Raw genomic sequence first — 19784 nt, forward strand, 5'->3', positions numbered from 1 at the left:
ATACCAATAGCACAAAACCGCCCTGCAACCAGTGTCAGCGCAGCAGATATGTCACGGCCAGCGGCACCAGCAGCGAGGTGACCAGCGCGTTCAGGCTCATCGCGATCCCGGCAAAAACGCCTGCGACCTCGTCGACCTGGAAGGCGCGCGCGGTGCCGATGCCATGGGCGGCGATGCCGGCGGCAAAGCCGCGGCCACGAAAGTCGGTGACGCCGGTGAAGTTCATCAAGGGCGTGACGATGATCGCCCCCATGATGCCGGTGAGGATCACGGAGACCGCCGTCAGCGAGGGATCGGCATGCAGGGATTCGCTGATGCCCATGGCAACGCCGGCCGTCACCGATTTCGGCGCCAGCGACAGGATGATCTCACGCGGCAGACCGAAGGCCCGCGCCAATAGCACCACCGAGACGATCGCGGTGAGCGAGCCGACCGCGAGCGCGACCAGCATCGGCAGGACCGCGGCCGCAACCCGCCTGCGGTTCTCGTAGAGCGGCACTGCGAGTGCCACCGTCGCCGGCCCAAGCAGGAAGTGCACGAACTGCGCGCCGGCAAAATAGGTGGTGTAGGAGGTCCCGGTCAGCAGCAGGAACGCACCGATGATCCACAGCGAATGCAGCACGGGATTGGCGAGCGGATGCCGGCGGGTCTTCAACGACACCGCATCGGTCGCCGCATAGGTCAGCAGCGTCACCGTCAGCCAGAGCAGCGGCGACTGCGAGAGATAGACCCAGAGCGAGAACGGATTGTCGCTCACGGGTTCTCCTCCTCGCGCGAAAGCAGGCTGCTCGCGGCGACGAAGGTCGCGACCGTCGCCAGCAGCGTGACGACGACCGAAACCGCGAGGATCACCAGGATCGCGATGCCGTGCTCGGCGAGCAGATCGAGCTTCTGCACCACGCCGACGCCGGCCGGAATGAACAGCAGCGAGAGATTCGCGAGCATGCCTCGGCTCGCGCTCTCGACCCCGTCATTGCCGAGCGGCCCGCGCGCGAGCACCGGAAAGCGGTCGCGCGCCAACAGCAGCAGCAGCAGCAGCACCAGCCCGACCACAGGTCCCGGCACCGGCACGGCCAGCGCCCGCACGGCAACCTCGCCGGCCAACTGACAGAGCAGGATCAGACTGAGGCTGGCGATCATGACAAGGCGCTCACGCGAAGCATCCGCGTATCAGGTCGGTGTGGGGGAGGCTTGTCAATGCGCGGGACTCAAGCGTGTGCGCAAATGCTGGGCACGCCTTTCCTAAGCAGCCTGGTCTCTGAGTCCCGTCATCCTGAGGAGCGCGAAGCGCGTCTCGAAGGATCGACGGCCACCGGCCGGGCCGTGCATGCTTCGAGACGCCGCTGCGCGGCCTCCTCAGCATGACGGGGATAGATTAGCGCGGCTACCCTTCCCGCCGCTGCAGCGCCATCAGCGTGCCGCTCATGGTCGCGACCAGCGTTTCGGCGCCGTCCTGCACGGCATAAGCGCGGCCATCGCAGACGGTCAGCGTGCGGCCGGGCTTGACCACGACGCCGCGGAACACGAATCGCTCGCCGCGGGCCGGCGCCAGGAGATTGGTCTTGAACTCCACCGTGAGGATGTCGGAGCCTTCGGGCATCAGCGTGAAGGCGGCGATCCCGCAGGCATTGTCGAGCCCCGCGGTGATGATTCCGGCATGCACGAATCCGTTCTGCTGGCAGAACTCCGGCGCGTAGGGCATCGCGAGATCGACCTCGCCCGGCTCCATGCGTGCGATCGAGATACCAAGCGTCTGCATTGCGCGCTGGCGCGCGAATGTGGCGGTGGCCACCGCGCGGAAGTCGGGATTCTTCGGCTCAAAGCGGGGCATGGCGGTCACGCAGTCACGGATTCTGACGGCACGAGGTGCGGCATCGCGGCGTAGCGGATCGCCGGCGCGAAGGGCGCCGATTTGCGCGCGGCACGATCGATGTGCACGGCCGCGATCTCGCAGGTCGCGGCGATGTCGCCGGTCTCCGCGTTGCGCATCTCATGCAGGATGCGGACCGACCTGTCGCGGAACTCGACCAGCCGGCTCTTGACCTCGACGAGGTCGCCGGCGAGCAGTTCGCGCTGGTAGGAGATGTTCTGCTGCACGGCGGCCATGCCGCGGCCGGACTCGCGCAGATAGCTCGGCGTCAGCCCGAGCCGCGCGAACATGTTCCAGCTCGCCTCGTCGAACTTGCCGACATACCACATGACGTTCATGTGGCCGATGTGGTCGCAATGCCAGGGATAGACCGTGCCGCGATAGGTCGCCTCACCCTCCATGCTTCCCTCCTTTGCGTTCTGATACGGTAGCGTATCAGGGACCAAGCAGGCTAGCAATACGGCACCGTATCGGGACCGCTCCGCGGAGATCACATGACTGAAAGCAAGGGCGACGTCTGGGTCGCGGCCGGCTTTGCCGAACTCGCGCATACCGGCGTCGACGGCGTGCGGGTCGAGGTGCTGGCGAAGAATCTGGGCGTCACTAAGGGCGGCTTCTACCGCCGCTTCAGGGACCGCGCCGCGCTGCTCGAGGCCATGCTGACGCGCTGGCGCGACGGCCGCATCGCCGCGATCGAGAAGCAGACCGCGCTCGACGGCGCCAGCGCGCGCGAGCGGCTGAAGACGATCATCACGCTCTATTCGGAGCGCATGAACACCGAGGCGATGGCAGTGGAGCTCGCGATTCGGCAATGGGCGCGCACCGACGAAGCCGCGGCCACCGCCGCCGCGAGCGTCGATGCCGCGCGGCTGAAGAATGTCGGCCAGCTCTATCGCGCCACCGGGCTACCGGCCGAGGAAGCCGATGCGCAGGCGTTCCTGTTCTACTGCTTCATCTTCGGCCAGAGCCTCTTGTTTCTCGAACGCGGCCCGCGCAAGCGCGCGCAACTGCTGGCGCAATCGGCGGACAAGCTGCTGACGGAAGGCCAATAGCGCTCGCGCCAAGGAAAAGCGGCCGGCTTGCGGCCGGCCGCCCGTCAAACTCGCTTCAGCCGACTCAGGCGCCCTTCAGGCGCTTGTTGCACTCGCTGTAATAGCCGCCGCCCTTCTGGATCCACTTCAGGCCACCATTGCCGCCCGTGGTCTTGTTGGCATTGTACTGGTCCACGCAGGTGTGCATGCGCCCCTTGCCTTCGGACTCCTTGGCGTATTTGGGATCGATGGCGTTCGGAAACACGGCGGGCCCTGCCGGTGCGGCGGGTGCCGCGGCGGGAGCGGCTTCCCGCTTAGCTTCCTTCGGCGCGGCCGGAGCAGGCGCTGCGGCAGCGGGCGGCGGAGCGGCGGGCGCCGCGGCCGGGGTTGCGTCTGCGCCGCATTGCGCCTTGCGGAAATCATTCCACTTCTGGCCGTTGAGGGTGCCGGCCGTCTTGGCCGCCTGGTACTTGGCGCTGCATTCCTGCGCGGTCAGGGCCTGCGCCGGCGCGCTCGCCGCAAAGGCTGCAAAGCCCGACACCGCAATCACACACAACAATCTGGTCTGAATGGTCATCCCTGGTCTCCCGTCATCCCTGGTTTCCCGTGGGGTTTCCCCTGGGGGGCATTGGCGTAAGACCATTATCCTAGCGCAACCCCGACTTGCGACAACGTGCGGACGCCCTTGGCCGTTAAAATATTGTGGCGGCGGGACCACCGCATATTCATCCACGGTTCATCATCGCCGCGCAACGTTTCGGCTCTTTCCCTCACGAGGTGCCCCATGATGAAGATTTCCAAGCTCGCGACCGCAACCGCCCTTGCCTCCCTGCTGCTGGTGGGCGGAGCCTTCGCGCAAACCGCCGCGCCTGCCGCCAAGGAGGCCGCTCCGAAGGCCGATGGCAAGATGGCCAAGGAAGCCAAGCCGCGCACCGCCGAGTCGCTGGAATGCTCGAAGGAAGCCGATGCCAAGGGCCTGCACGGCAAGGAGCGCAAGAAATTCCGCTCCGAGTGCAAGAAGGCGGGCGGTGCTGCCGCCGCGCCGGCCGCGAAGTAACGCTTAGACAAATCTGACATCCTTCACCCTCCCCGCCGGGGAGGGTGAAAACCTGTGCGCCGAGCGAGCCGGGGCGCAATGCTGCAATCGCGAGATGCAATTGTCGCGTGGTTGCGAATTTGCCATAAGGCGGCGTGACCCTGATCCGCGCTTCGATGGCGACCGCCATTCCCGACCGCAGCAAAGTTCTGAACGGGCTCGAGACACTCGTCATCGGCGCCGCCGGCGGCTTGCTGTTTTTATGGGCGGGATTGCCGGGCGGGCTGATCTCGGGTGCGATGTGCGCGGTCGCGATCGCAGCATTGGCCGGACGGCCGCTCGCGGTGCCGCCGGTGCTGACGCAATCGGTGCTGCTGCTGCTCGGCATCTCGCTGGGCTCGCTGATGTCGCAGCAATTGCTGCAGCACATGAGTTCCTATCCGCTCACCATCGCCCTGCTGGCACTGGCGACGTTCTGCTCGACCTTCGGCTCGAGCGTCTATCTGCAGCGCATGCATGGCTGGGACCAGACCTCGGCTTTCCTCGCCGGCAGCCCCGGCGCGCTCTCGCAGATCACGATCCTCGCCGCGGAAAAAGGCGCCGACGTCGCGGCGATCGCCGTGGTGCAGACCATGCGCGTCATCATCCTGACCGCGGCCCTGCCGCTGGTGCTGGCGCTGACCGGGGTGACGCACGCGGCGCCGCCGCCACTGCCGACGACGGTGGCCTCGCCGTTCGGCCTTTTCGCCCTGGTCGCCGGGTCGATCGGCGTCTCGCTGCTGCTGCGCTGGATCAAGTTTCCCGCCAGCTGGATGTTCGGCGCGATGCTCGCCTCCAGCCTGCTGCATGGCTCAGGCCTGGTCGATGGCGGCCTGCCGCCCTGGCTGCGCAACATCGCGCTGGTCGGCATCGGCGCGCTGATCGGCACCCGGTTTGCGCGGATGAAGACCTCGACCCTGCTGAGCCACGTCAATGCCGGGCTCGGCTCATTCGCGATCGCGATCGCAATCTCGGCGGTGTTCGTCGCGGTGATCGGCTTCACCACCCATGTGCGGCTCGCCGACGTCGTGGTCGCCTTCGCGCCCGGCGCGATGGACGCGATGCTGGCGCTGGCGCTGACGCTGCACATCGACCCGATCTTCGTCGGCGCGCATCACCTGTCGCGCTTCCTGTTCGTCACCATCTCGACGCCGGGCATCATCCATCTGTTCGGACGGCCGCAGGACGACGTCGACGATTAGGCGATCAGATCGCTTTCCGGCTCACACTTCGGACGCTGACTGCTCCGGCTGATCGCGAAACGATCGCGCCAACGCTGTCAGTTCGCCGGGATCGAACCATAGCTCCTCGTCCCGGTCCATTTGCAGTTTCGCGACGGCTGCAGCGTGCCACAACGGCCCCGTGATCTGGGCATAGACCGAATCGGGCTGTGCTTCGCTCCATTCCTCGAGCCGCTCCCTGGCGACTGCACGCCAAAGCGCAGTCAGCCGGCTGCTCGCACCATGGATTTCGGAGATCGTATATCTCGGGCGCTGCTCGCTCATCAGCGTGGCGACGAGATTGCGTCGGCTCTTGAGGCGCAACAACGTCTCATTGGCCAACAGCAACAACTCGACGGGGACGCGATGCACGATGATCAGCATGGGCTCGTCTGTCGCGCATGATCGGAACGGTGACGGCGGGATAGCCTCCACCTTGAAACACCTGACACGCGCGTCAGGGCCTTCGCACAGGGAATCCTCTACCTTGGCTTCCGGAAATCGATGCTGCGCAGGATGATCCGGGGCGGCGCCCCCTCGAATTCCTTCGCCTGGTACTTGTCATCGGCGCAGGCCTCGATGCGCTCGCGCAGCCGCATGAATTGAGTCTCGCGATGGCCGGCGCGCCCGAGCGCCCCGCCTTCCAATTCATCCATGGCGGAGGTCGAGATCGCGCAATGGATCTCCTTCTCGTCGTCATGCATCGAAAACAGCACGACCATCCGGTCGTATTCGTAGCTGATGAAGCGACCCTGGGTAAGCGTCATGTGACCAGCTCCTTCAAAGCCGCGAAGTGGTTCTGGTTCATCGCGGCTCGGTCAGCCGGACAAAATCCTCGAGAATTGCCGTGACCAGATCGCGATGCCTTGTATCCTCCGGCGGCAGGCTCGCGGCGTACAGATTCAGAACGTAGCGCGCCTTGGCGGCCACCTCCGGCCACGACGTCGCAGGTACCGCCAGCAGTCCGGTTTCGAGCGAGGCTTGCCGTTCGCGCAGATCCCTCGCATGGGTCTCGATTTCCGCCAGCGCACGGCGAATATCGGTGGCTTTCTGGGCTGCCATGCCGCGGCGGCGATCGAGCTCGAGCGGTTCGTCAGTCATTGGATGCGCTCGCGTTGGATGCGCTCGCGTCGATACGCTGGGCGTCCGCCAGATCGACCGAGCCGATCGACACCATCTCCGTCGTCAATCCGCGCGAGCCTTGTGCCGGGACGATGATCATCGTGGCGACACGGCGGAACACCGCGAACGAGAGCCCTTCGATCGCCTCTTCATCCGTAATGACGTCATAGGCGCCTGCGGGCAATTCACGATCGATGCCTCTGATCCGGAATGGATGCTGGAAGGTGACGACTTCACGTCGGGAGCGCATGGTCATGGGCCAGCCTTTTGTGAAACGCCTTGCGCCGGTGCGCGGCCCCATTGGCAGCATGCGCCGCTTCGGCGGCAATAGCCAATGCTTTCTTGTTGGTTTTCCTGGCGTTCCTGGCTTTCTCGCCGAACGAGGGGCAAAGACCGCTCCTCACAGCATCCTGCGCGTTGTTGCCGCAGCGCGCCGCAAACCGCTTTGGCGCTCGCTATTCGGGTGCGATCGGCCTACGGTCGATTACCATCACTTCCGGCAAAGCAAATCCACGTCGACGTTCGGGACTGCTCCGAAGGCAGGCTCTGACCGAGTCGATGATCTCGATAAACTAGAGGGAGACCGACATGGCCAAAGGCGAGCGACACGGCAACCGCGAGGTCAAGAAGCCCAAGAAGGAGAAGATCAAGGTGATCGCCGCGGCTCCCAGCCTGAAGGGCGGACAGCCGAGCTTCACGCCGGGGAAGAAGAAATAGATCGATTGAGACAAGGCCTGTAAATCAGGCCACTCAGTCAGACCTTGGCCGCCTTCGCCACGCCCCAGCCAGCGATCGCGGCCATCAAGAGCGAGATCAGCACGTTGTAGCCGGCAAGCGAGATGCCGAGGAAGCGCCACTGCACTTCGTCGCAGCGGACCACCTTGACCTTGTCGAGCTGATCCAGCAGCGAGCCGGCCTTGCCGAAATCCACCATCGGGCCGGTGCAGTCGGTCGGTCCCTGCCAAAACCCCCATTCGACCCCTGCGTGATAGGCGCCGAGCCCGGCATTGGCCAGCGCGGCGAGGCCGAGGATCACAAGGCCCGCGATCAGCACCGGACGCGCCGCGCCACGGGCGGCCGCGAGCGCCACCACGGCGCCGAGCGGGACCGCGAGGTAATAGGCATAGCGCTGCTCGAGGCAGAGCGGACAGGGCATGATCTCCAGCACCAGCTGGAAGAACCAGGCGCCGGCCAGAGTCGCCGCCGCGATCACGGCAATCGCCAGGGCCGAGGTCAGCGCCGGATTGCCGGTGGCGGAAGCATCCGACGGATGGGCGGTGGCGAGCGTCACGGCAGTCCTCCTGCGAGCATCGTCCGGCAGGGTCATGGCCCCTGCTCCATGCTCAGCCCGGGTCGTATCGCGTGAAAATACCGCTGTCGAGGCGCGGGACAATCACATCCGCGCGGGTTGACCGTGACGGGCCGCCCGCTATAGTCCGCCGCGCTTCGCGACCCCCGGCCCCGTCTCGGCCTGGACCACCGCGAATGCCCCTGTGGCGGAACTGGTAGACGCGCTCGACTCAAAATCGAGTTCCGCAAGGAGTGCTGGTTCGATTCCGGCCAGGGGCACCAACTAGGCTGTTCAAGCCCGTTCTAAAGCGTCCGCAACCGTCCGCTCAGCGCTCAGAAACCCTTGAAAAATAGGCACTTCCGCGTACATTCTTGTTCGTCACCGTTTGTTCTCCTCCGATCCCAGCCGCCCGATTTGCTGGTATTTTTGCTGGTATCCTGCTGGTATCGGGAGAACAAATGTTCACAACGACTTTCGCTTTTCCGAATAAAGGAATTGAGCAGATGGCCGGCAAGAACGGCGGCGCGTGCGCCAATCCCAAGCAGATCAAGACCGACGTCGACTGCCGCGCCGCCCGACCGAACTTCGTCAAGGGCGCGTGGAGTCCCGCCAAGATTTCCGACGTGACCGGCGGCTGGCTCTATCTCTTCGTCACGCCGGACGTGAGCAGGCCTGGCAACGCTGCCTCGAAGCTCTGGCGGATGGACTACCGCTTCCATGGCCGCCAGAAAACCTACTCCATCGGCCCCTACGGCAACGGCAAGGATGGGACGTTCACGCTCGCAGACGCGCGGCGCGAGCGCGACAAAGCCAAAGACCTGCTCAAGGAAGGCAAAGACCCAAGCATCGAGAAGCAGCTCGACAAGCACAGGCAGGCCGCCGCCCGGCCTTTCGGGCAATGGGCCGACGAGTGGCTCGCAAAGAAGAAGGTCGAAAAAGTCAAACGCGGCAGGATCGTCGCGGTGCGCGACCCCAAGACCATCGAGGTGCTTGAGCTGCGCGTTGGCTACGTCAAGGATCGCTTCGGCAAACTGTGCAGGCAGGACATAAAGCGTCCGGACGTGCTCGCTTTCATGCGCTCATATGAAGTGGAGGGAAAGCTGGAAACGCGCGACCGCGTGCGCAGCATAGGTGAGCAAATCTGCGACTATGCCGATGTCGAAGGCGACGGGCACAATCCATTCCGCAACCTGAGTGGGCAGATGATTGCCAACATTTCGACGCCACGTCCTGGCGTCACCGAACCACGCGATGTGACGCGCGTTTTCAAGCTCATCAGCGCACCGTGGACGAGAGCGAGATTTGGCGACGTTGTTGGCCTTGCCTTGCGCTTCGATGCGCTGACCATTCCCCGCCCCGGCATGGTCAATGAAATGGAATGGAGCGAGGTCAATTGGGATACCGAACGCTGGACCATCCCAGCCGCCAAAATGAAGACCGGTTGGGATCATGTCGTGCCTTTGTCACGGCAAGCACTCGCGATCCTCCGAAGCGTTCAGAAGCTTACCGGCCGTCGTCGGTACACGTTTTCCTGTTCGAAGGACACGCCGCTATCAAACAACACGCTCAACAAGCGCTTGCGTCTGCTTGGCATTGACACCAAGACTGATCATTGTGCCCACGGATTCCGGACCACCTTCTCGACCCTGTCTCACCATGAAGAGATCAAGGACGCCAAGGCGTGGGATGGCGATGTCGTTGAGTTGCAGCTTGCGCATCTAGACAACTCGACTGTGGAAGGTTTGTACAAGAGGCACGGACCGCTCGCGCTGATCGGCTCGCGCACGAAGCTGATGCAGCATTGGGCTGATCGGATCGACCACTGGCTCGATCCCAAGAAGGTAACGCCGATCAAGGGAGGCGCGCAGGCCTCAGTCACTTAAAAGCGACTCTTCCGGTTCACCTGCGCCGATATCGCAAGAACCGGAGGTTGCGGGGACACGCAACACCCGATTGTTGCGATTGGTAGAACAGGAAATTCCCAGGCTCGCTGCATAATTGATCAGAGCTGGCGGCTCTGCGTTCCAAAAGCTTCTAAGCTGTTGATTTAAACTGTAATCCATCGCGCGTCCGTTGCTCGACCTGCTTCGTTGCAAGGCGACTGCAAAAAAGGAAGGCTGCAAACTGCGCGGGTATGGACTGGCCGGATTAGCTCTCGGCTCAAGCAAGCGTTTCCACCATTTCATAGCGCCGGATCAGCGGTCAATCCCCTCGTTGAGCAGGGTCAGGACGTTCTGCGCCGTCGGAGCGAGGAGTTCAATCCGCTCGATGCGAACCGGACTCCATGAAGGGTCCCTGTCCTCATCTGAGGCGACTTCCTCGCGGAGCTCGAGAACGACCTGTCGCACCTCCTCCAGTTCTGTAAAAAAGAAGCTCGGCTATTCCTTTGTCTTTCCAGCGGTTTCGTTCGGTTCACCCTCACGTGAGTAGGTATATAAGATCATGGTTCCGGCCTGCGTCCCTGCGATATCCGACGCCGATACTGGTACACGCCATCGCGAAAGATCGGCCCTCGTTTCGACACTGCATCGTCTCCTTCTAGCCGGCACAATGTAAGCAACGACGGTCAGTAAAGGGTTTCTATTATCGATCTATATGAAATCGCTCTCATTTTATGAGGGGACTAGGACCGCCGTTGGAGAGCCACCCAAGCGAGTTGACGACCGCGAGATGTTTATGCAACGTTTCAATCATTGATATGAGATGTATCGATGAGCAGAACAATCGCAATCGGGAGCCACTTAGCGACCCTTCGAGAAAGGGCCGACATCCGGCAGCACGAACTGGCCAAGCGGTTGGGTTGGAGCACCGCGATGATGTCGCGGGTCGAGGCGGGCGATCGGTCACTCGACGAAGACGAACTCGCATCGATCGCAGCGGCGATAGGGACGGACGACGTCAGGACGTTCATCGACCGCCTTTCGCGGCAATGGTCCGTGCTTGAAGAACCAGCTTTCGGCGAACCCGACTTCGAACTCGTCTGGGAGGCGGAAGTCGCCGCGCAGGCCGTCCGCAAACTCACGTCGAAGCCCGACATCAAACCATTCTTCGAAAAGCGCCTCCTCAGGTACGAGGAAGAGCTTAAGACGTCTGCTCTCAACCTCCTCGATCGGCGTTATCGGGTGGCTATGGCCGGATCCATCGCCGCGGGAAAATCGACCGCCACGTGCCGCGCCGAGGGTCTCGAAGTACCGAATCCCAAAGGACTTCCCTCTCCGGTGCTGGAAGCAGGCCGCGGCGGCGTGACCCTCTGCGAGGTGCACGTGCGGCGCGGACCAGGCTACGGCATTCTCATCGAACCATGCACCGACGAAGAAGTCCGTCAGCACGTGTCGGATTTCGCCCGCGGGCTGATCGAAGGCGGCGGCGACAAGGCTGGCGACGGCGACGTCCCGTCGGGCGTGTCCCGCGAAATAGACCGTGCGCTGCGCAATATGGCCAAGCTGCCGCGTCAGCACTTCCCGAGACAACCCGACGGATCGCGTCGTCCCAGCATCGACCATGCACGCGTGCTCGCCGAAAAAAGCGGGGACCCGCGGTCGTTCACCGTCGAAGTGCTAGACTTGATGCAACTTCACAAGCGCGATCGTCGCGACATGTGGCATCGGCCGGACGAAGAAAAGCACCCGCTCGTCTGGCTGCAGAACACCTACCGACAGATCAACAACGGTCTCAACCCCGAATTCTCGCTGCCCAAGCGCATCGAGGTCGTCGTACCCCACGCCCCCTTGGGCGATGACGCCTACTCCGTGACGTTGATCGACACGCAAGGAATCGACGACGTGGCAGGCCGGGCAGACCTCGAGCAGCATTTCGACGATCCGCACACCATAGTCGTGCTCTGCACCAGGTTCGACGAGGCCCCGTCCATCCACGTCCGCAACCTGCTCGAACGGGCGCGCGATGCCGGCGTCCGGTCTCTCGACAGGCAAGCCGCCGTGCTCGTGCTGCCACGTCCCGATGAAGCGATCCAGATGACCGAGAGCGGCGTTCCGGTCGAGACCGTGCAGGACGGCTACAACCTCAAGGCGGACCAGATCCGCCTCAAGTTGTCCTGGCTCGACCTTACGGACCGGTCTCTTATCTTCTTCAACTCCGCGGAGGAGGACCCAGAGATCTTGCGCGCCTTTCTGCGCAATCGCGTTGCGGACCTTCGCGAGAGCCACCGCCAACTGCTCCGGGAGATCATTGCCGGCGCCAACGCGCTCCTCGACAACTTCCAACGTGAACAGGCCGACGAGGCTCTGCGCCAGGCTTCCCGTCCGCTGGCCGTCTGGCTGACTCACAATTTGAAGCTAAGTGAAACTCCGGCTTCCCACATCCAGGACAGCCTGATCGATTCCACCAAGACCGCTCACCCGGCAACTATCCGCGCGTCGGTGGCGCGTACGGGAAGTTGGCACCGACTTAGCTACGGACATCATCTGAGCTACGGCGCGCGTAAAATGGCGGCTCAGCTCGTGGAGCCCAAGCTCAATGGATTCCGCGAAATCGCGAGCAACGTTCTCCAGCAGGACGAACTCGCGCAGGGACATCACTTCGTGCGCCAATCGATACGGGCGATGGAGGATGGGTTCGACGCCCTCGTGCGAAAGGTCCAGTTGGTCGGACAGGGCGTCTATTCGGACGATCTCGCTACGGACGCCGACTTTTGGCAAACCTGCGCGCGGGAATCGGGCGATGGCTATCGCGACCGGGTAAACCGCCGGAACGCCGATTGGTTCGAGGCCGATGTCGGAAAGAGCGCGGACGAGCGGGTTCTGTCGCTCGTCTCCGAGGAATGGTCCAAGATGATCGCAAGCGTGAACGAACTGATGCCTGCAAACTAGTCGCCACAACGAGATCGAGCGAGGCCATGACAGACTCGAGACCCGACGCACAATCGGCTCGCGCGCCCGCCAACATAGCCGATAGCATGGCCACATCGAAATCACCGGATCAGACATCGAAAACCGAGGGCAGCAGCATTGCCAGCTTCTTCGATCTACAGAGAAAGAAGTTCGAAAGATGCCTCCATGTCGGTTTCGACTGTGAAGAGAAGCCGATCCGCGCAGACTCGATCCAGAACGCGAAGGTTCTCGACCTGCTTCAGCGGGACAATCACGTCATCGCACCCCTTCTGTACGTGAATCCGGCGTCAGGACCGCGGGTGAAATTCAAGTCGGTCGGTCGCAACGAGGCCTCGACGTTCACCGGCCTGTGCGCGAACCACGACAAGGAACTCTTCCGCCTGGCCGACACCGAGCCATTGGATACGACCAACGCCAAGCAGCTCGCGCAGCTTGCGTACCGCGCCGTGATGCGCGAACTACACGTCTGCGTGGAGGGCGCTTACCGGCTCGACATTCTCCATCAACAACAGATCCGCGAAGGATCGGTGGACAAGGACGCGCCGAGCCCCTCCGGATTCATGTGGGATCGGGGGTGGCGCGTCATCCGTTACAGAGGCGCCCATTTCGACAAGCCGATGGCGGCGGGAAAGGACCCGCCGCTGGTCCACCGCATCATCGAGCTGAGGGAGCAAGGAGCCACGCTGGCCGCAGCTTCACTCTTTTCGGTCGAAATCATCGGAAAGGGAGACATCATCGGCCCAGCACTGACCGTGATCCCCGTCGACGGAGAGAAGACGGTAGCCATCCTCTCCTTTCCGAAGAAGCAGAAATCCAAGGTCGAGCAGCATCTGTCGGCGCTGTTCGCCGCGAGCGAGCCGGCCGACAAAAAGCGAGAGCTTTCGAGGCTGATCATCGAACGCGTCGAGAATTTCGTTCTCGCGCCGACTTTCCACGCGGGCATGGCCGAAGAGAAGGAACGACAAATACTTGATGCCTACGAAGGACGGGCGGCGTTAAAAGAGGGAGCCGATTTCAACCTTTTCTGAAAAGTTCGCCCTCGTCGAACGAGACTTGACGCTCTCGCGTCCGTGAAAGGAAAACGACGACGTCGTTCCCAATTGCAGAAGCGGTCAATAAGCGAAAAACGGATCATTCTTCTGATGCGCCTTACAGGTCTCGAACTTCGTCGACCGGGTCCATTGCGGCTCAGGAAGTTTGTTCTCGTTCGACCTGATCGCCCAAATGGCAATTTTGCAGACAAAACGCTTCTCGAGAACTATCTTGCGGTTCACGGCGCGCTCCGCCGCCGAAAGAGCCCTATCGAATGCCGCGACCGCCGCGTCGCTGTCCGCAAACACCCCCCAGAGGGTGGTGTTGGTCAGGCGAAATAGCTTGGACGTGCCGTGGAACACGTACAGGAGGCCCTCAGCCTCCGCACTCTCGACGAACTCCCTCCATTGATCGGTGGCTCCGACGTCGAAATCATAAGTCAGTAGAAAGTCCGCCAAGGGGAATCTCCCGGTTAAAGCCCGGATATAAGGCTCGAGGCCCCTGGCCGCTAGGAGCGCCCGGATCGCCGTACGTTACGATCCGCTCCGCTGCGCTTTTGCCCAATCGATAACCCTACTCTGGCTCGGGCTTGGCATCCCCGTGCGTCGCCGATTGCGCGATTCGCATACAGCGACGCAGGCCGGGTCGGCGTTGAGCGAAATGAACGATTTACTCGCTCCAAGATTGAGTACATACTTCCGCTGTTCTTTTGCTTATTTGGAAAATCATTGTGTCTAAGCCGATTTTGACGGCGGTCGCGACGCTCGCGTTCGCAGCTCTTTATCTGACGGCGCTTCCGCGCCTTGCAGGCGCGGCCACCGTCAAGTGGTCCGAAATCGATATCGCCTCACCTTTGACCGACGACGACGGTGAGACCGCGACGAACATCAGCGGCGTGAACTGCATCGCGTCCGCAAGCAGGCTCGCCTGTCTCGTCATCGACGATCAGGGACGGCTTGCGCAGGCGGCAACGCTCGACGGATCGAAGCTGACGGGTGCAGGGAAGATCAGATTGCTGAAAAAGGGTTCGGCGCCGGCGAACATCGTCGGCAATGAACCAACGTCCTTCGCTTGTTCCAAGGGGAAAGACAAGTTCATGGATCTCGACGGCGAAGCCGTCGCGCACGACGGCAAATCCTTCTACGTGGCGGGTTCGCACGGCTGCTCGCGCAACAGCAACAAGTTCAGAGCCTCATCGTTCATTCTCGCCAGAATTCCGGACGAAGCGGTCATTAAAGGAGCTACCGCGGATTCTAGCGCCCCGGAGGACGAGACCTCCGCCGAGACGAGTTACCGCCTGTCCGAGGCGCTGCTGGCGGCTCCCACCGTAAAGGCCTCCTTCGCCAAAGACCTGATGACGGACAATGGCGCGAACATCGAGGGCTTGGTCGTCCTGGAAGGCACGCTATACGCGGGACTCCGCGCTCCGATCGTGGCCACCAGATCCTACATGATCGCCGTCGACGTCGGTGCGCTGTTCGATGCCGCCAGATCCATCGGAGCCAAGGACGTCCGCGAAGTCGATTTGGATCTGGGCGGGCGCGGTATACGGGATCTTGCCGTTCTCGCCGATGGCCGATTGCTCGTCCTGAGCGGACCCGCCCAAGCCCAGAACCTCTCGTTCGCCCTTCACGCGGTCGACCCGAAGAGCGGCTCGGCCAGCCCACTCGCGGAGTTCGACGAGATTCCTACCGGCTGGAAAGCAGAAGCGCTGCAGATCCTGCGTCAAGGGCCGGAGGAACTGGATCTTCTAATCATGTTCGACGGGGCCAAGAGCGGTGAGCCTCGAAGATATTCGATCGATCTGAAGTGAGCTGCCCTTTCCTGGGGTGAAACTACGACTTCATCTTGAATCGAGGGAATCGCGTGCGCCTCCAGCCTTCATGTCTGACTTTTCTCGCTTTCATTCTCTTCGCTTGTGGCAACTTTCCATCTGCCACCGCGCAATCGCCGGTGAAGCCGCTCGACGGACGACCGAATGCAGTCTCTCGCGTAAACAGTATCGGCCGCGCTCCGACGACCAGGCTCGAATTCGGTCAGTCCGGCCGCCCCATCAGCCGGAACACCGCCATCACGATTCTGTTGCCGCGGGACGCCTTGGCGGGAGACGAATTCGTGGCCGGTGAGAGCAGGAGCATCGTCATCGATCCCGACGGCGGCTCCTGGTATCGCTATGTCGACTCGAAGCCAGCCTACACTTTGACGATCGAAGGGGATGATCGTCTTCTGGTCAGCGCCCAAGGCTGTGCCAGCAAGGGTGATCGGTACGAATACCTCGGTACGGCCTACAAATCGGGAGCATCGGTAGCAGATCAGGAGGAGGGTCCCAACAAGGAGGTGCTGTTCGTCGAAGACTGCGTCCCCTACCGGCTCGTTGTCGAATGCGCCTCCAGCGCCTCCTATCGCGACTGCGTCGACGCCAAGAAAATCATCGGTGACGCGTTTCGAACTTCCCTGGTTCGGACAAAGTCGCTGAAGCTGCCAGACGCGGATCTGCAGCGAAGCCTGGCGGCGACGAACGGTCGAGAGGTGCTGCAGCCCTATCCTCGTCCGGCCGGAAGCGAGTCCGAATTCAGATACATGCCACCGGGCCTGCATCGCGTGCGTCAGTACCTGGCGCCCACAGACTGCAATAAGATCGCAGATGCCGCCGACTTCAACGTCGACAGACGCACGCCGTATTCGCGCCTCGTCTTTGGGGGGCCGGATCTGATGCTGCGCTTTCCTTTGATCCTCGCGGCAAACCGACAGGCGTTTCCCAATTCCCAAATCTTCGGGCCGGGCGGGACTTTCTTCGTGACGCAGGACGGGGACGGACGTAGCGACGACTATTTCCTGAAAAAGTGCAAGAAGGTGCCGAAGACTGACGGCACGCTAGGAGAGATGGGACCGGTCAACTACGGCGACGCACGGAATTTCGCGATGCCTTGGTCCGACACGTTCTGCGAATGGCGAGGCAACGACTTCACCCAGCCGTTCTGCGCGCCCGAAGGCAAGCCGGCGATGAAGGGGCCCCACTATGGAACGGATATCCGCGCTTGGTCCCAATCGATGCACGATCACGTCGACGTGGTTTCGGTGTCCGACGGGGTGGTGGTCGAAGTGGACTCGCAACAGCGCGGTGGCGGACTTCCTCCCTACCAGGGCTTCGTGGTGAAGATAAGGAGCAAGCACCTCATCTTCGTCTACCGCCACATGAATCCCGACCTCTCGCCGTTCCGGGCCGGCGCACCGGATCGGCTGAAGTTGGGAGACAACATCAAGGCGGGCCAGCCCATAGGCGTGATGGGCGACTTCATGGACGGGCCGGCCGGAACGACCAAGCATCTGCATTTCGAGATCGAAGCGCCGGTACCGAAGGCCGTTCTCTTCGGCCCTCCTTGCACCCGCAAGGACGCCAAGAGCGGCGTCTCGATACGCTTCTGCATGGCCAGAGAGAAGGCCCCGCCTTTCCCTTCGCTGATCGTGGCGTATCTGCGCGAGCGGTACGGCCGACAGACGGATCTCGGCAAGCTCGACAAGGAGACCGGGCTTCCCCTGCTTCCGGTACTCACCGATCACGAGGTCCTGCCCACAAAGCGGCAACGACCGAACGTGATTTCCTCGAATGTCGAGTGAGGGCACATGATCGAGCAGATCGGCGACGTATGCGACGAGTGGGACTACCAAGCCGGACGATGTGCATCCCAAGTGCCGGTGTTCCACAAGCAGGGGACGTCATCGTGCCATTTCACCACAAAGATGGCGATCGATGCGGACGGAGCCCCGAAGGGTTACTTCCCCGGCGAGTACAAACCGTCGAATCTCCACGACTGCTTCGACTGGATGAACAACCTGAACCCAGCCGACGTTCACGGTACGCAGGGACAAGGCGGAGCGGTGGGACCTGCACCCGGTTTCGTCATATCCGGAACGGCGCTGATGGACAGGCGATTTCCGGAGAACGATGCGCGCCGCTACGTCGATGCCAGCACGATACCGTACGTCGTTCTGACGGGGTCCGACTTTCCGGTACCCGCGGGGCTCGCCCTATCGAAGGGATGCCTCGCGTTCGTCGCGGACGTCCGTACCGGAATCTACTCGGGAGCCATCTACGCGGACGTCGGTCGTGCGGTCGGCGAGGCGTCCCTGGCCCTGGCGCTCATGGTGGGCATCAATCCCTTCAGCAGGAGATACTTTCCCAAGGTCGGCGGCGGCACCGCGGAAAAGCGGATCTTCCATCTCGTATTCCCGACGGACGTCGTTCCGCCACCTTGGGATGTCGCGGCGATCCAGGCGAAGGCGGCGGCCGCGTTCGCCGCCTGGGGTGGCGAGCCTGCGCTACGTCAACTGTTTCCCGCTTTGCCACCCATGACCGGCCCGCGTCCCGTCGTCATCCGACCGCCCGACCAGCGTCTCGCTCTTCCGCCGGATGAGGATGAGGCGCCGCGTGGCTTCAAGGGCGGCGACGTCCCGAAGAGCGCTCTCCCTGGCTACGAGGACTAGCATGTCCAGAAGCCCACCCATGGTCGCCCCAGACCGTCAGACGACCATGAACGTTGCGCGCTCGTTTCGTCCGCGGCGAGACGAGGGCATCGCACAGGCATCAACGGCGGAGCTCGCGAGCACCGATTCCGAGAGGAGCCCTGGGATAACCTTTTCCAGAGCGCGCAATGGCCTGCCAAGGCGGTCGCCGTCGACCGAGTCGCTAGGTGGAGAATCGCCATGACCAGTGAGATCCGCGCGAGCAAAATGGAAGAGGCCGCGTTCGCCGAAATGGCGGCCGAAGTGCCCAGCAGAGCGACAATCACGCCACAGCCGACGTTCGCCGGGCTCGATGCAGGTTCGTATCCGGGCGACAGGGCGATGGACGCCTACCGCCAGATCGGATTTTCGGTCACGGGTCTGTATCTTACCCACGCACCCGCGCGATCGGTGCCGCGCAAGGTCGACGAAGGTTGGATCGGGGCGGCCACTCACCTCGCAAAAAACGGTTGGGGAATCGCTCCCATCTATGTCGGAGCCGAACCCGAGGGAAGCTCGAAGGTCCCGCCGCCAGGAGATCCGTTGGCCGACGCGCAGACCGACGCAGCTGAAGCCGTAGCCCTGGCCCGACGTGCCGGCTTGCAGCCGGGTCGCACGATCTTTCTCGACGTCGAGAAGGCCTTTCCCGCGGGTAGTCCGTACGAGTCCTACGTTCTCAAATGGTTCGAGCGGGTGCAGGCAAGCGGCTATCGGACCGCCCTGTATTGTTTCCCGGCGCAGTTGACCTGGTGCGCCACCCACGGAATTCCGCTCTGGACGGTGCATCTCAACAAAAACACCGGGACGAAAGATCGGCACACGGGCGTCATCACATGGAGCTATTTGACGCCTCCGCTACCGACCGATCCCGTCGACGGCGGCGCGATCGGAACGCAAGGCCGCTTCTATTGCCGGGCCGCCGAGCTGGATCTGGAATTGGACTACGATCGCTGGACGGTCGCGGACCCTTCGCATCTTTAGGAAAAGAAATCACACAAGCATACTTCGAGAACGTTCATTAGAGGAGTTACCGATGGATAAGGATCATATTCAGCACTTGGTTCAGCTGGGCGGCACCGCCCAGGGCGTCCAACAGGCTCAAACGCGAGCGAAGAAGGACATGCAGGACAACGGATATGGCTCGACCTTGCACAACGCCTGCGCCGCGACCTTGAGCGAATTCATGAACATGTCCGCCATCGACGTGCCGGTCACGTTGGGCGCCGGGAATCTCGCACGGCGCATCAAAGCGCGCGGATGGAATCCGGTCACGGTCGGTAACCAGCGCGCTGGTGACGTCGCCGTTGCGGTCAACGACGTGCATATCTTTCTCGTAGTGCAGGCCGTAGATCACGACGTCATGATCACCGCCGACAATCAAGCGCCGGCACCCCATCGCCGCAAGGCGAGCGGAGATCCCAAACTCGATCACAGCCCCGTGGCCTACTTCCTGCGGGCCGATGGCGCCACCGCGCCGACGTCCTATCCGGAGATGCAGCTTCAGGCCGTCCCGCCCGACGCGGACGCCTACCCACAAGGCGACGAAGACACGAACGGTCTCCGCGAACCGTTCGAAGATAGCGGAGAACGCAAGCAGTAATTCTTTGAACTCTCTGGGCTTGCGAATGGTCCGCCGCAAGACGCGGCGGAACGTCGATTTTGTGGCAATCCGTCTCTCGCGGCCACGGTCGTCCACGAAACGCGAGCCGCCACGCTGTCAAGAGCGGCGAGCCGGTCGCCATGCGTCGCCAAACCTTCGGGCTCCGGACGCGCTGACCCCGGAGACCTGA

At 62.6% G+C, this 19784-nt stretch carries 23 protein-coding genes and 1 tRNA gene; 13 read left to right on the forward strand and 11 right to left on the reverse strand.

Annotated features, from left to right (window positions below; genetic code table 11):
- Positions 1–34: 34 nt before the first annotated feature.
- From ACVIGB_RS25635 to ACVIGB_RS25650, 4 genes are all read right to left on the reverse strand, one after another.
- Entirely contained in the window at positions 35–757 is a 723-nt protein-coding gene (locus tag ACVIGB_RS25635) for an LrgB family protein (RefSeq protein ID WP_173638805.1), read from the reverse strand.
- Positions 754–1140: a CidA/LrgA family protein gene (locus tag ACVIGB_RS25640; RefSeq protein WP_456720553.1), complete on the reverse strand. Its 387-nt coding sequence runs from the start codon at positions 1138–1140 to the stop codon at positions 754–756. Before ACVIGB_RS25640 ends, ACVIGB_RS25635 begins: the two co-directional genes overlap by 4 nt.
- Before the next feature lie 244 nt (positions 1141–1384).
- Positions 1385–1831, reverse strand: coding sequence for a PaaI family thioesterase (locus ACVIGB_RS25645; protein ID WP_092126669.1), 447 nt, complete (start codon positions 1829–1831; stop codon positions 1385–1387).
- Positions 1832–1836: 5 nt separating this feature from the next.
- Positions 1837–2271, reverse strand: coding sequence for an acyl-CoA thioesterase (locus ACVIGB_RS25650; protein ID WP_092123577.1), 435 nt, complete (start codon positions 2269–2271; stop codon positions 1837–1839).
- 93 nt (positions 2272–2364) lie between these two features.
- Between ACVIGB_RS25650 and ACVIGB_RS25655 the strand changes: the two genes are divergently transcribed.
- Positions 2365–2922, forward strand: coding sequence for a TetR/AcrR family transcriptional regulator (locus ACVIGB_RS25655; protein ID WP_456720552.1), 558 nt, complete (start codon positions 2365–2367; stop codon positions 2920–2922).
- 64 nt (positions 2923–2986) lie between these two features.
- Here ACVIGB_RS25655 and ACVIGB_RS25660 read toward each other — a convergent pair whose 3' ends face one another.
- Positions 2987–3478 carry a hypothetical protein gene (locus ACVIGB_RS25660; protein ID WP_456720551.1) on the reverse strand — a complete coding sequence of 164 codons (492 nt, stop codon included), beginning with the start codon at positions 3476–3478 and terminating at the stop codon, positions 2987–2989.
- A gap of 207 nt (positions 3479–3685) precedes the next feature.
- Between ACVIGB_RS25660 and ACVIGB_RS25665 the strand changes: the two genes are divergently transcribed.
- Together ACVIGB_RS25665 and ACVIGB_RS25670 are read left to right on the forward strand one after the other, a co-directional pair.
- Positions 3686–3958, forward strand: a complete 273-nt coding sequence (locus tag ACVIGB_RS25665) for a PsiF family protein (RefSeq protein WP_456720550.1) — start codon at positions 3686–3688, stop codon at positions 3956–3958.
- Positions 3959–4092: 134 nt separating this feature from the next.
- Positions 4093–5178 (forward strand): AbrB family transcriptional regulator, encoded by a 1086-nt coding sequence (locus ACVIGB_RS25670; protein ID WP_092123569.1) that lies wholly within the window; start codon positions 4093–4095, stop codon positions 5176–5178.
- A 21-nt stretch (positions 5179–5199) separates the two neighbouring features.
- Here ACVIGB_RS25670 and ACVIGB_RS25675 read toward each other — a convergent pair whose 3' ends face one another.
- The 4 genes from ACVIGB_RS25675 to ACVIGB_RS25690 all read right to left on the reverse strand — a co-directional run bounded on the left by ACVIGB_RS25675 (position 5200) and on the right by ACVIGB_RS25690 (position 6574).
- Complete coding sequence (locus ACVIGB_RS25675; RefSeq protein ID WP_456720549.1) at positions 5200–5580, reverse strand: hypothetical protein; 381 nt, start codon at positions 5578–5580, stop codon at positions 5200–5202.
- Between the two features lie 98 nt (positions 5581–5678).
- Positions 5679–5963, reverse strand: a complete 285-nt coding sequence (locus ACVIGB_RS25680) for a DUF1488 family protein (protein WP_342724603.1) — start codon at positions 5961–5963, stop codon at positions 5679–5681.
- A gap of 37 nt (positions 5964–6000) precedes the next feature.
- Positions 6001–6297 (reverse strand): hypothetical protein, encoded by a 297-nt coding sequence (locus ACVIGB_RS25685; protein ID WP_092123562.1) that lies wholly within the window; start codon positions 6295–6297, stop codon positions 6001–6003.
- Positions 6290–6574, reverse strand: coding sequence for a hypothetical protein (locus ACVIGB_RS25690; protein ID WP_456720548.1), 285 nt, complete (start codon positions 6572–6574; stop codon positions 6290–6292). Before ACVIGB_RS25690 ends, ACVIGB_RS25685 begins: the two co-directional genes overlap by 8 nt.
- Before the next feature lie 332 nt (positions 6575–6906).
- Here ACVIGB_RS25690 and ACVIGB_RS25695 point away from each other — a divergent pair, with 332 nt between their 5' ends.
- A complete protein-coding gene (locus tag ACVIGB_RS25695; RefSeq protein ID WP_276327649.1) occupies positions 6907–7035 on the forward strand; it encodes a hypothetical protein in 129 nt (42 codons plus the stop codon).
- A gap of 37 nt (positions 7036–7072) precedes the next feature.
- On the opposite strand, the gene ACVIGB_RS25700 is transcribed toward ACVIGB_RS25695, so the two are convergent.
- Positions 7073–7645, reverse strand: a complete 573-nt coding sequence (locus ACVIGB_RS25700; protein ID WP_456720547.1) for a disulfide bond formation protein B — start codon at positions 7643–7645, stop codon at positions 7073–7075.
- Positions 7646–7805: 160 nt separating this feature from the next.
- Here ACVIGB_RS25700 and ACVIGB_RS25705 point away from each other — a divergent pair.
- From ACVIGB_RS25705 to ACVIGB_RS25720, 4 genes are all read left to right on the forward strand, one after another.
- Positions 7806–7890 (forward strand) — tRNA-Leu (locus ACVIGB_RS25705).
- Between the two features lie 177 nt (positions 7891–8067).
- Positions 8068–9492: a tyrosine-type recombinase/integrase gene (locus ACVIGB_RS25710; RefSeq protein WP_456720546.1), complete on the forward strand. Its 1425-nt coding sequence runs from the start codon at positions 8068–8070 to the stop codon at positions 9490–9492.
- Between the two features lie 828 nt (positions 9493–10320).
- The gene (locus tag ACVIGB_RS25715) at positions 10321–12438 is read left to right on the forward strand and encodes a helix-turn-helix domain-containing protein (protein ID WP_456720545.1); all 2118 of its coding nucleotides are present in this window, start codon (positions 10321–10323) and stop codon (positions 12436–12438) included.
- Between the two features lie 86 nt (positions 12439–12524).
- Positions 12525–13487 (forward strand): hypothetical protein, encoded by a 963-nt coding sequence (locus tag ACVIGB_RS25720; protein ID WP_456720544.1) that lies wholly within the window; start codon positions 12525–12527, stop codon positions 13485–13487.
- 84 nt (positions 13488–13571) lie between these two features.
- Here ACVIGB_RS25720 and ACVIGB_RS25725 read toward each other — a convergent pair whose 3' ends face one another.
- On the reverse strand, positions 13572–13949 hold the full coding sequence (locus tag ACVIGB_RS25725; RefSeq protein WP_456720543.1) for a hypothetical protein: 378 nt from the start codon (positions 13947–13949) through the stop codon (positions 13572–13574).
- Positions 13950–14221: 272 nt separating this feature from the next.
- Here ACVIGB_RS25725 and ACVIGB_RS25730 point away from each other — a divergent pair, with 272 nt between their 5' ends.
- The 5 genes from ACVIGB_RS25730 (at position 14222) to ACVIGB_RS25750 (ending at position 19594) form a co-directional block, all read left to right on the forward strand.
- Entirely contained in the window at positions 14222–15304 is a 1083-nt protein-coding gene (locus ACVIGB_RS25730) for a DUF3616 domain-containing protein (RefSeq protein ID WP_456749228.1), read from the forward strand.
- A gap of 140 nt (positions 15305–15444) precedes the next feature.
- Positions 15445–17109 carry a M23 family metallopeptidase gene (locus tag ACVIGB_RS25735; protein WP_456720541.1) on the forward strand — a complete coding sequence of 555 codons (1665 nt, stop codon included), beginning with the start codon at positions 15445–15447 and terminating at the stop codon, positions 17107–17109.
- A 6-nt stretch (positions 17110–17115) separates the two neighbouring features.
- Positions 17116–17976, forward strand: a complete 861-nt coding sequence (locus ACVIGB_RS25740) for a hypothetical protein (RefSeq protein ID WP_456720540.1) — start codon at positions 17116–17118, stop codon at positions 17974–17976.
- A 219-nt stretch (positions 17977–18195) separates the two neighbouring features.
- Positions 18196–18975: a glycoside hydrolase domain-containing protein gene (locus ACVIGB_RS25745; protein WP_456720539.1), complete on the forward strand. Its 780-nt coding sequence runs from the start codon at positions 18196–18198 to the stop codon at positions 18973–18975.
- Between the two features lie 52 nt (positions 18976–19027).
- Positions 19028–19594 (forward strand): hypothetical protein, encoded by a 567-nt coding sequence (locus ACVIGB_RS25750; protein ID WP_456720538.1) that lies wholly within the window; start codon positions 19028–19030, stop codon positions 19592–19594.
- Positions 19595–19784 lie beyond the last annotated feature (190 nt).

The sequence above is a fragment of the Bradyrhizobium sp. USDA 4341 genome (genome assembly GCF_054063755.1).

Coding starts and splice junctions, on each gene's coding strand:
- ACVIGB_RS25640 (WP_456720553.1), bottom strand. CDS start 1,140: ATGATCGCCAGCCTCAGTCTGATCCTGCTCTGTCAGTTGGCCGGCGAG.
- ACVIGB_RS25645 (WP_092126669.1), bottom strand. CDS start 1,831: ATGCCCCGCTTTGAGCCGAAGAATCCCGACTTCCGCGCGGTGGCCACC.
- ACVIGB_RS25650 (WP_092123577.1), bottom strand. CDS start 2,271: ATGGAGGGTGAGGCGACCTATCGCGGCACGGTCTATCCCTGGCATTGC.
- ACVIGB_RS25655 (WP_456720552.1), top strand. CDS start 2,365: ATGACTGAAAGCAAGGGCGACGTCTGGGTCGCGGCCGGCTTTGCCGAA.
- ACVIGB_RS25660 (WP_456720551.1), bottom strand. CDS start 3,478: ATGACCATTCAGACCAGATTGTTGTGTGTGATTGCGGTGTCGGGCTTT.
- ACVIGB_RS25665 (WP_456720550.1), top strand. CDS start 3,686: ATGATGAAGATTTCCAAGCTCGCGACCGCAACCGCCCTTGCCTCCCTG.
- ACVIGB_RS25675 (WP_456720549.1), bottom strand. CDS start 5,580: ATGCTGATCATCGTGCATCGCGTCCCCGTCGAGTTGTTGCTGTTGGCC.
- ACVIGB_RS25680 (WP_342724603.1), bottom strand. CDS start 5,963: ATGACGCTTACCCAGGGTCGCTTCATCAGCTACGAATACGACCGGATG.
- ACVIGB_RS25685 (WP_092123562.1), bottom strand. CDS start 6,297: ATGACTGACGAACCGCTCGAGCTCGATCGCCGCCGCGGCATGGCAGCC.
- ACVIGB_RS25690 (WP_456720548.1), bottom strand. CDS start 6,574: ATGACCATGCGCTCCCGACGTGAAGTCGTCACCTTCCAGCATCCATTC.
- ACVIGB_RS25695 (WP_276327649.1), top strand. CDS start 6,907: ATGGCCAAAGGCGAGCGACACGGCAACCGCGAGGTCAAGAAGCCCAAG.
- ACVIGB_RS25700 (WP_456720547.1), bottom strand. CDS start 7,645: ATGACCCTGCCGGACGATGCTCGCAGGAGGACTGCCGTGACGCTCGCC.
- ACVIGB_RS25710 (WP_456720546.1), top strand. CDS start 8,068: ATGTTCACAACGACTTTCGCTTTTCCGAATAAAGGAATTGAGCAGATG.
- ACVIGB_RS25715 (WP_456720545.1), top strand. CDS start 10,321: ATGAGCAGAACAATCGCAATCGGGAGCCACTTAGCGACCCTTCGAGAA.
- ACVIGB_RS25720 (WP_456720544.1), top strand. CDS start 12,525: ATGGCCACATCGAAATCACCGGATCAGACATCGAAAACCGAGGGCAGC.
- ACVIGB_RS25740 (WP_456720540.1), top strand. CDS start 17,116: ATGATCGAGCAGATCGGCGACGTATGCGACGAGTGGGACTACCAAGCC.
- ACVIGB_RS25745 (WP_456720539.1), top strand. CDS start 18,196: ATGACCAGTGAGATCCGCGCGAGCAAAATGGAAGAGGCCGCGTTCGCC.
- ACVIGB_RS25750 (WP_456720538.1), top strand. CDS start 19,028: ATGGATAAGGATCATATTCAGCACTTGGTTCAGCTGGGCGGCACCGCC.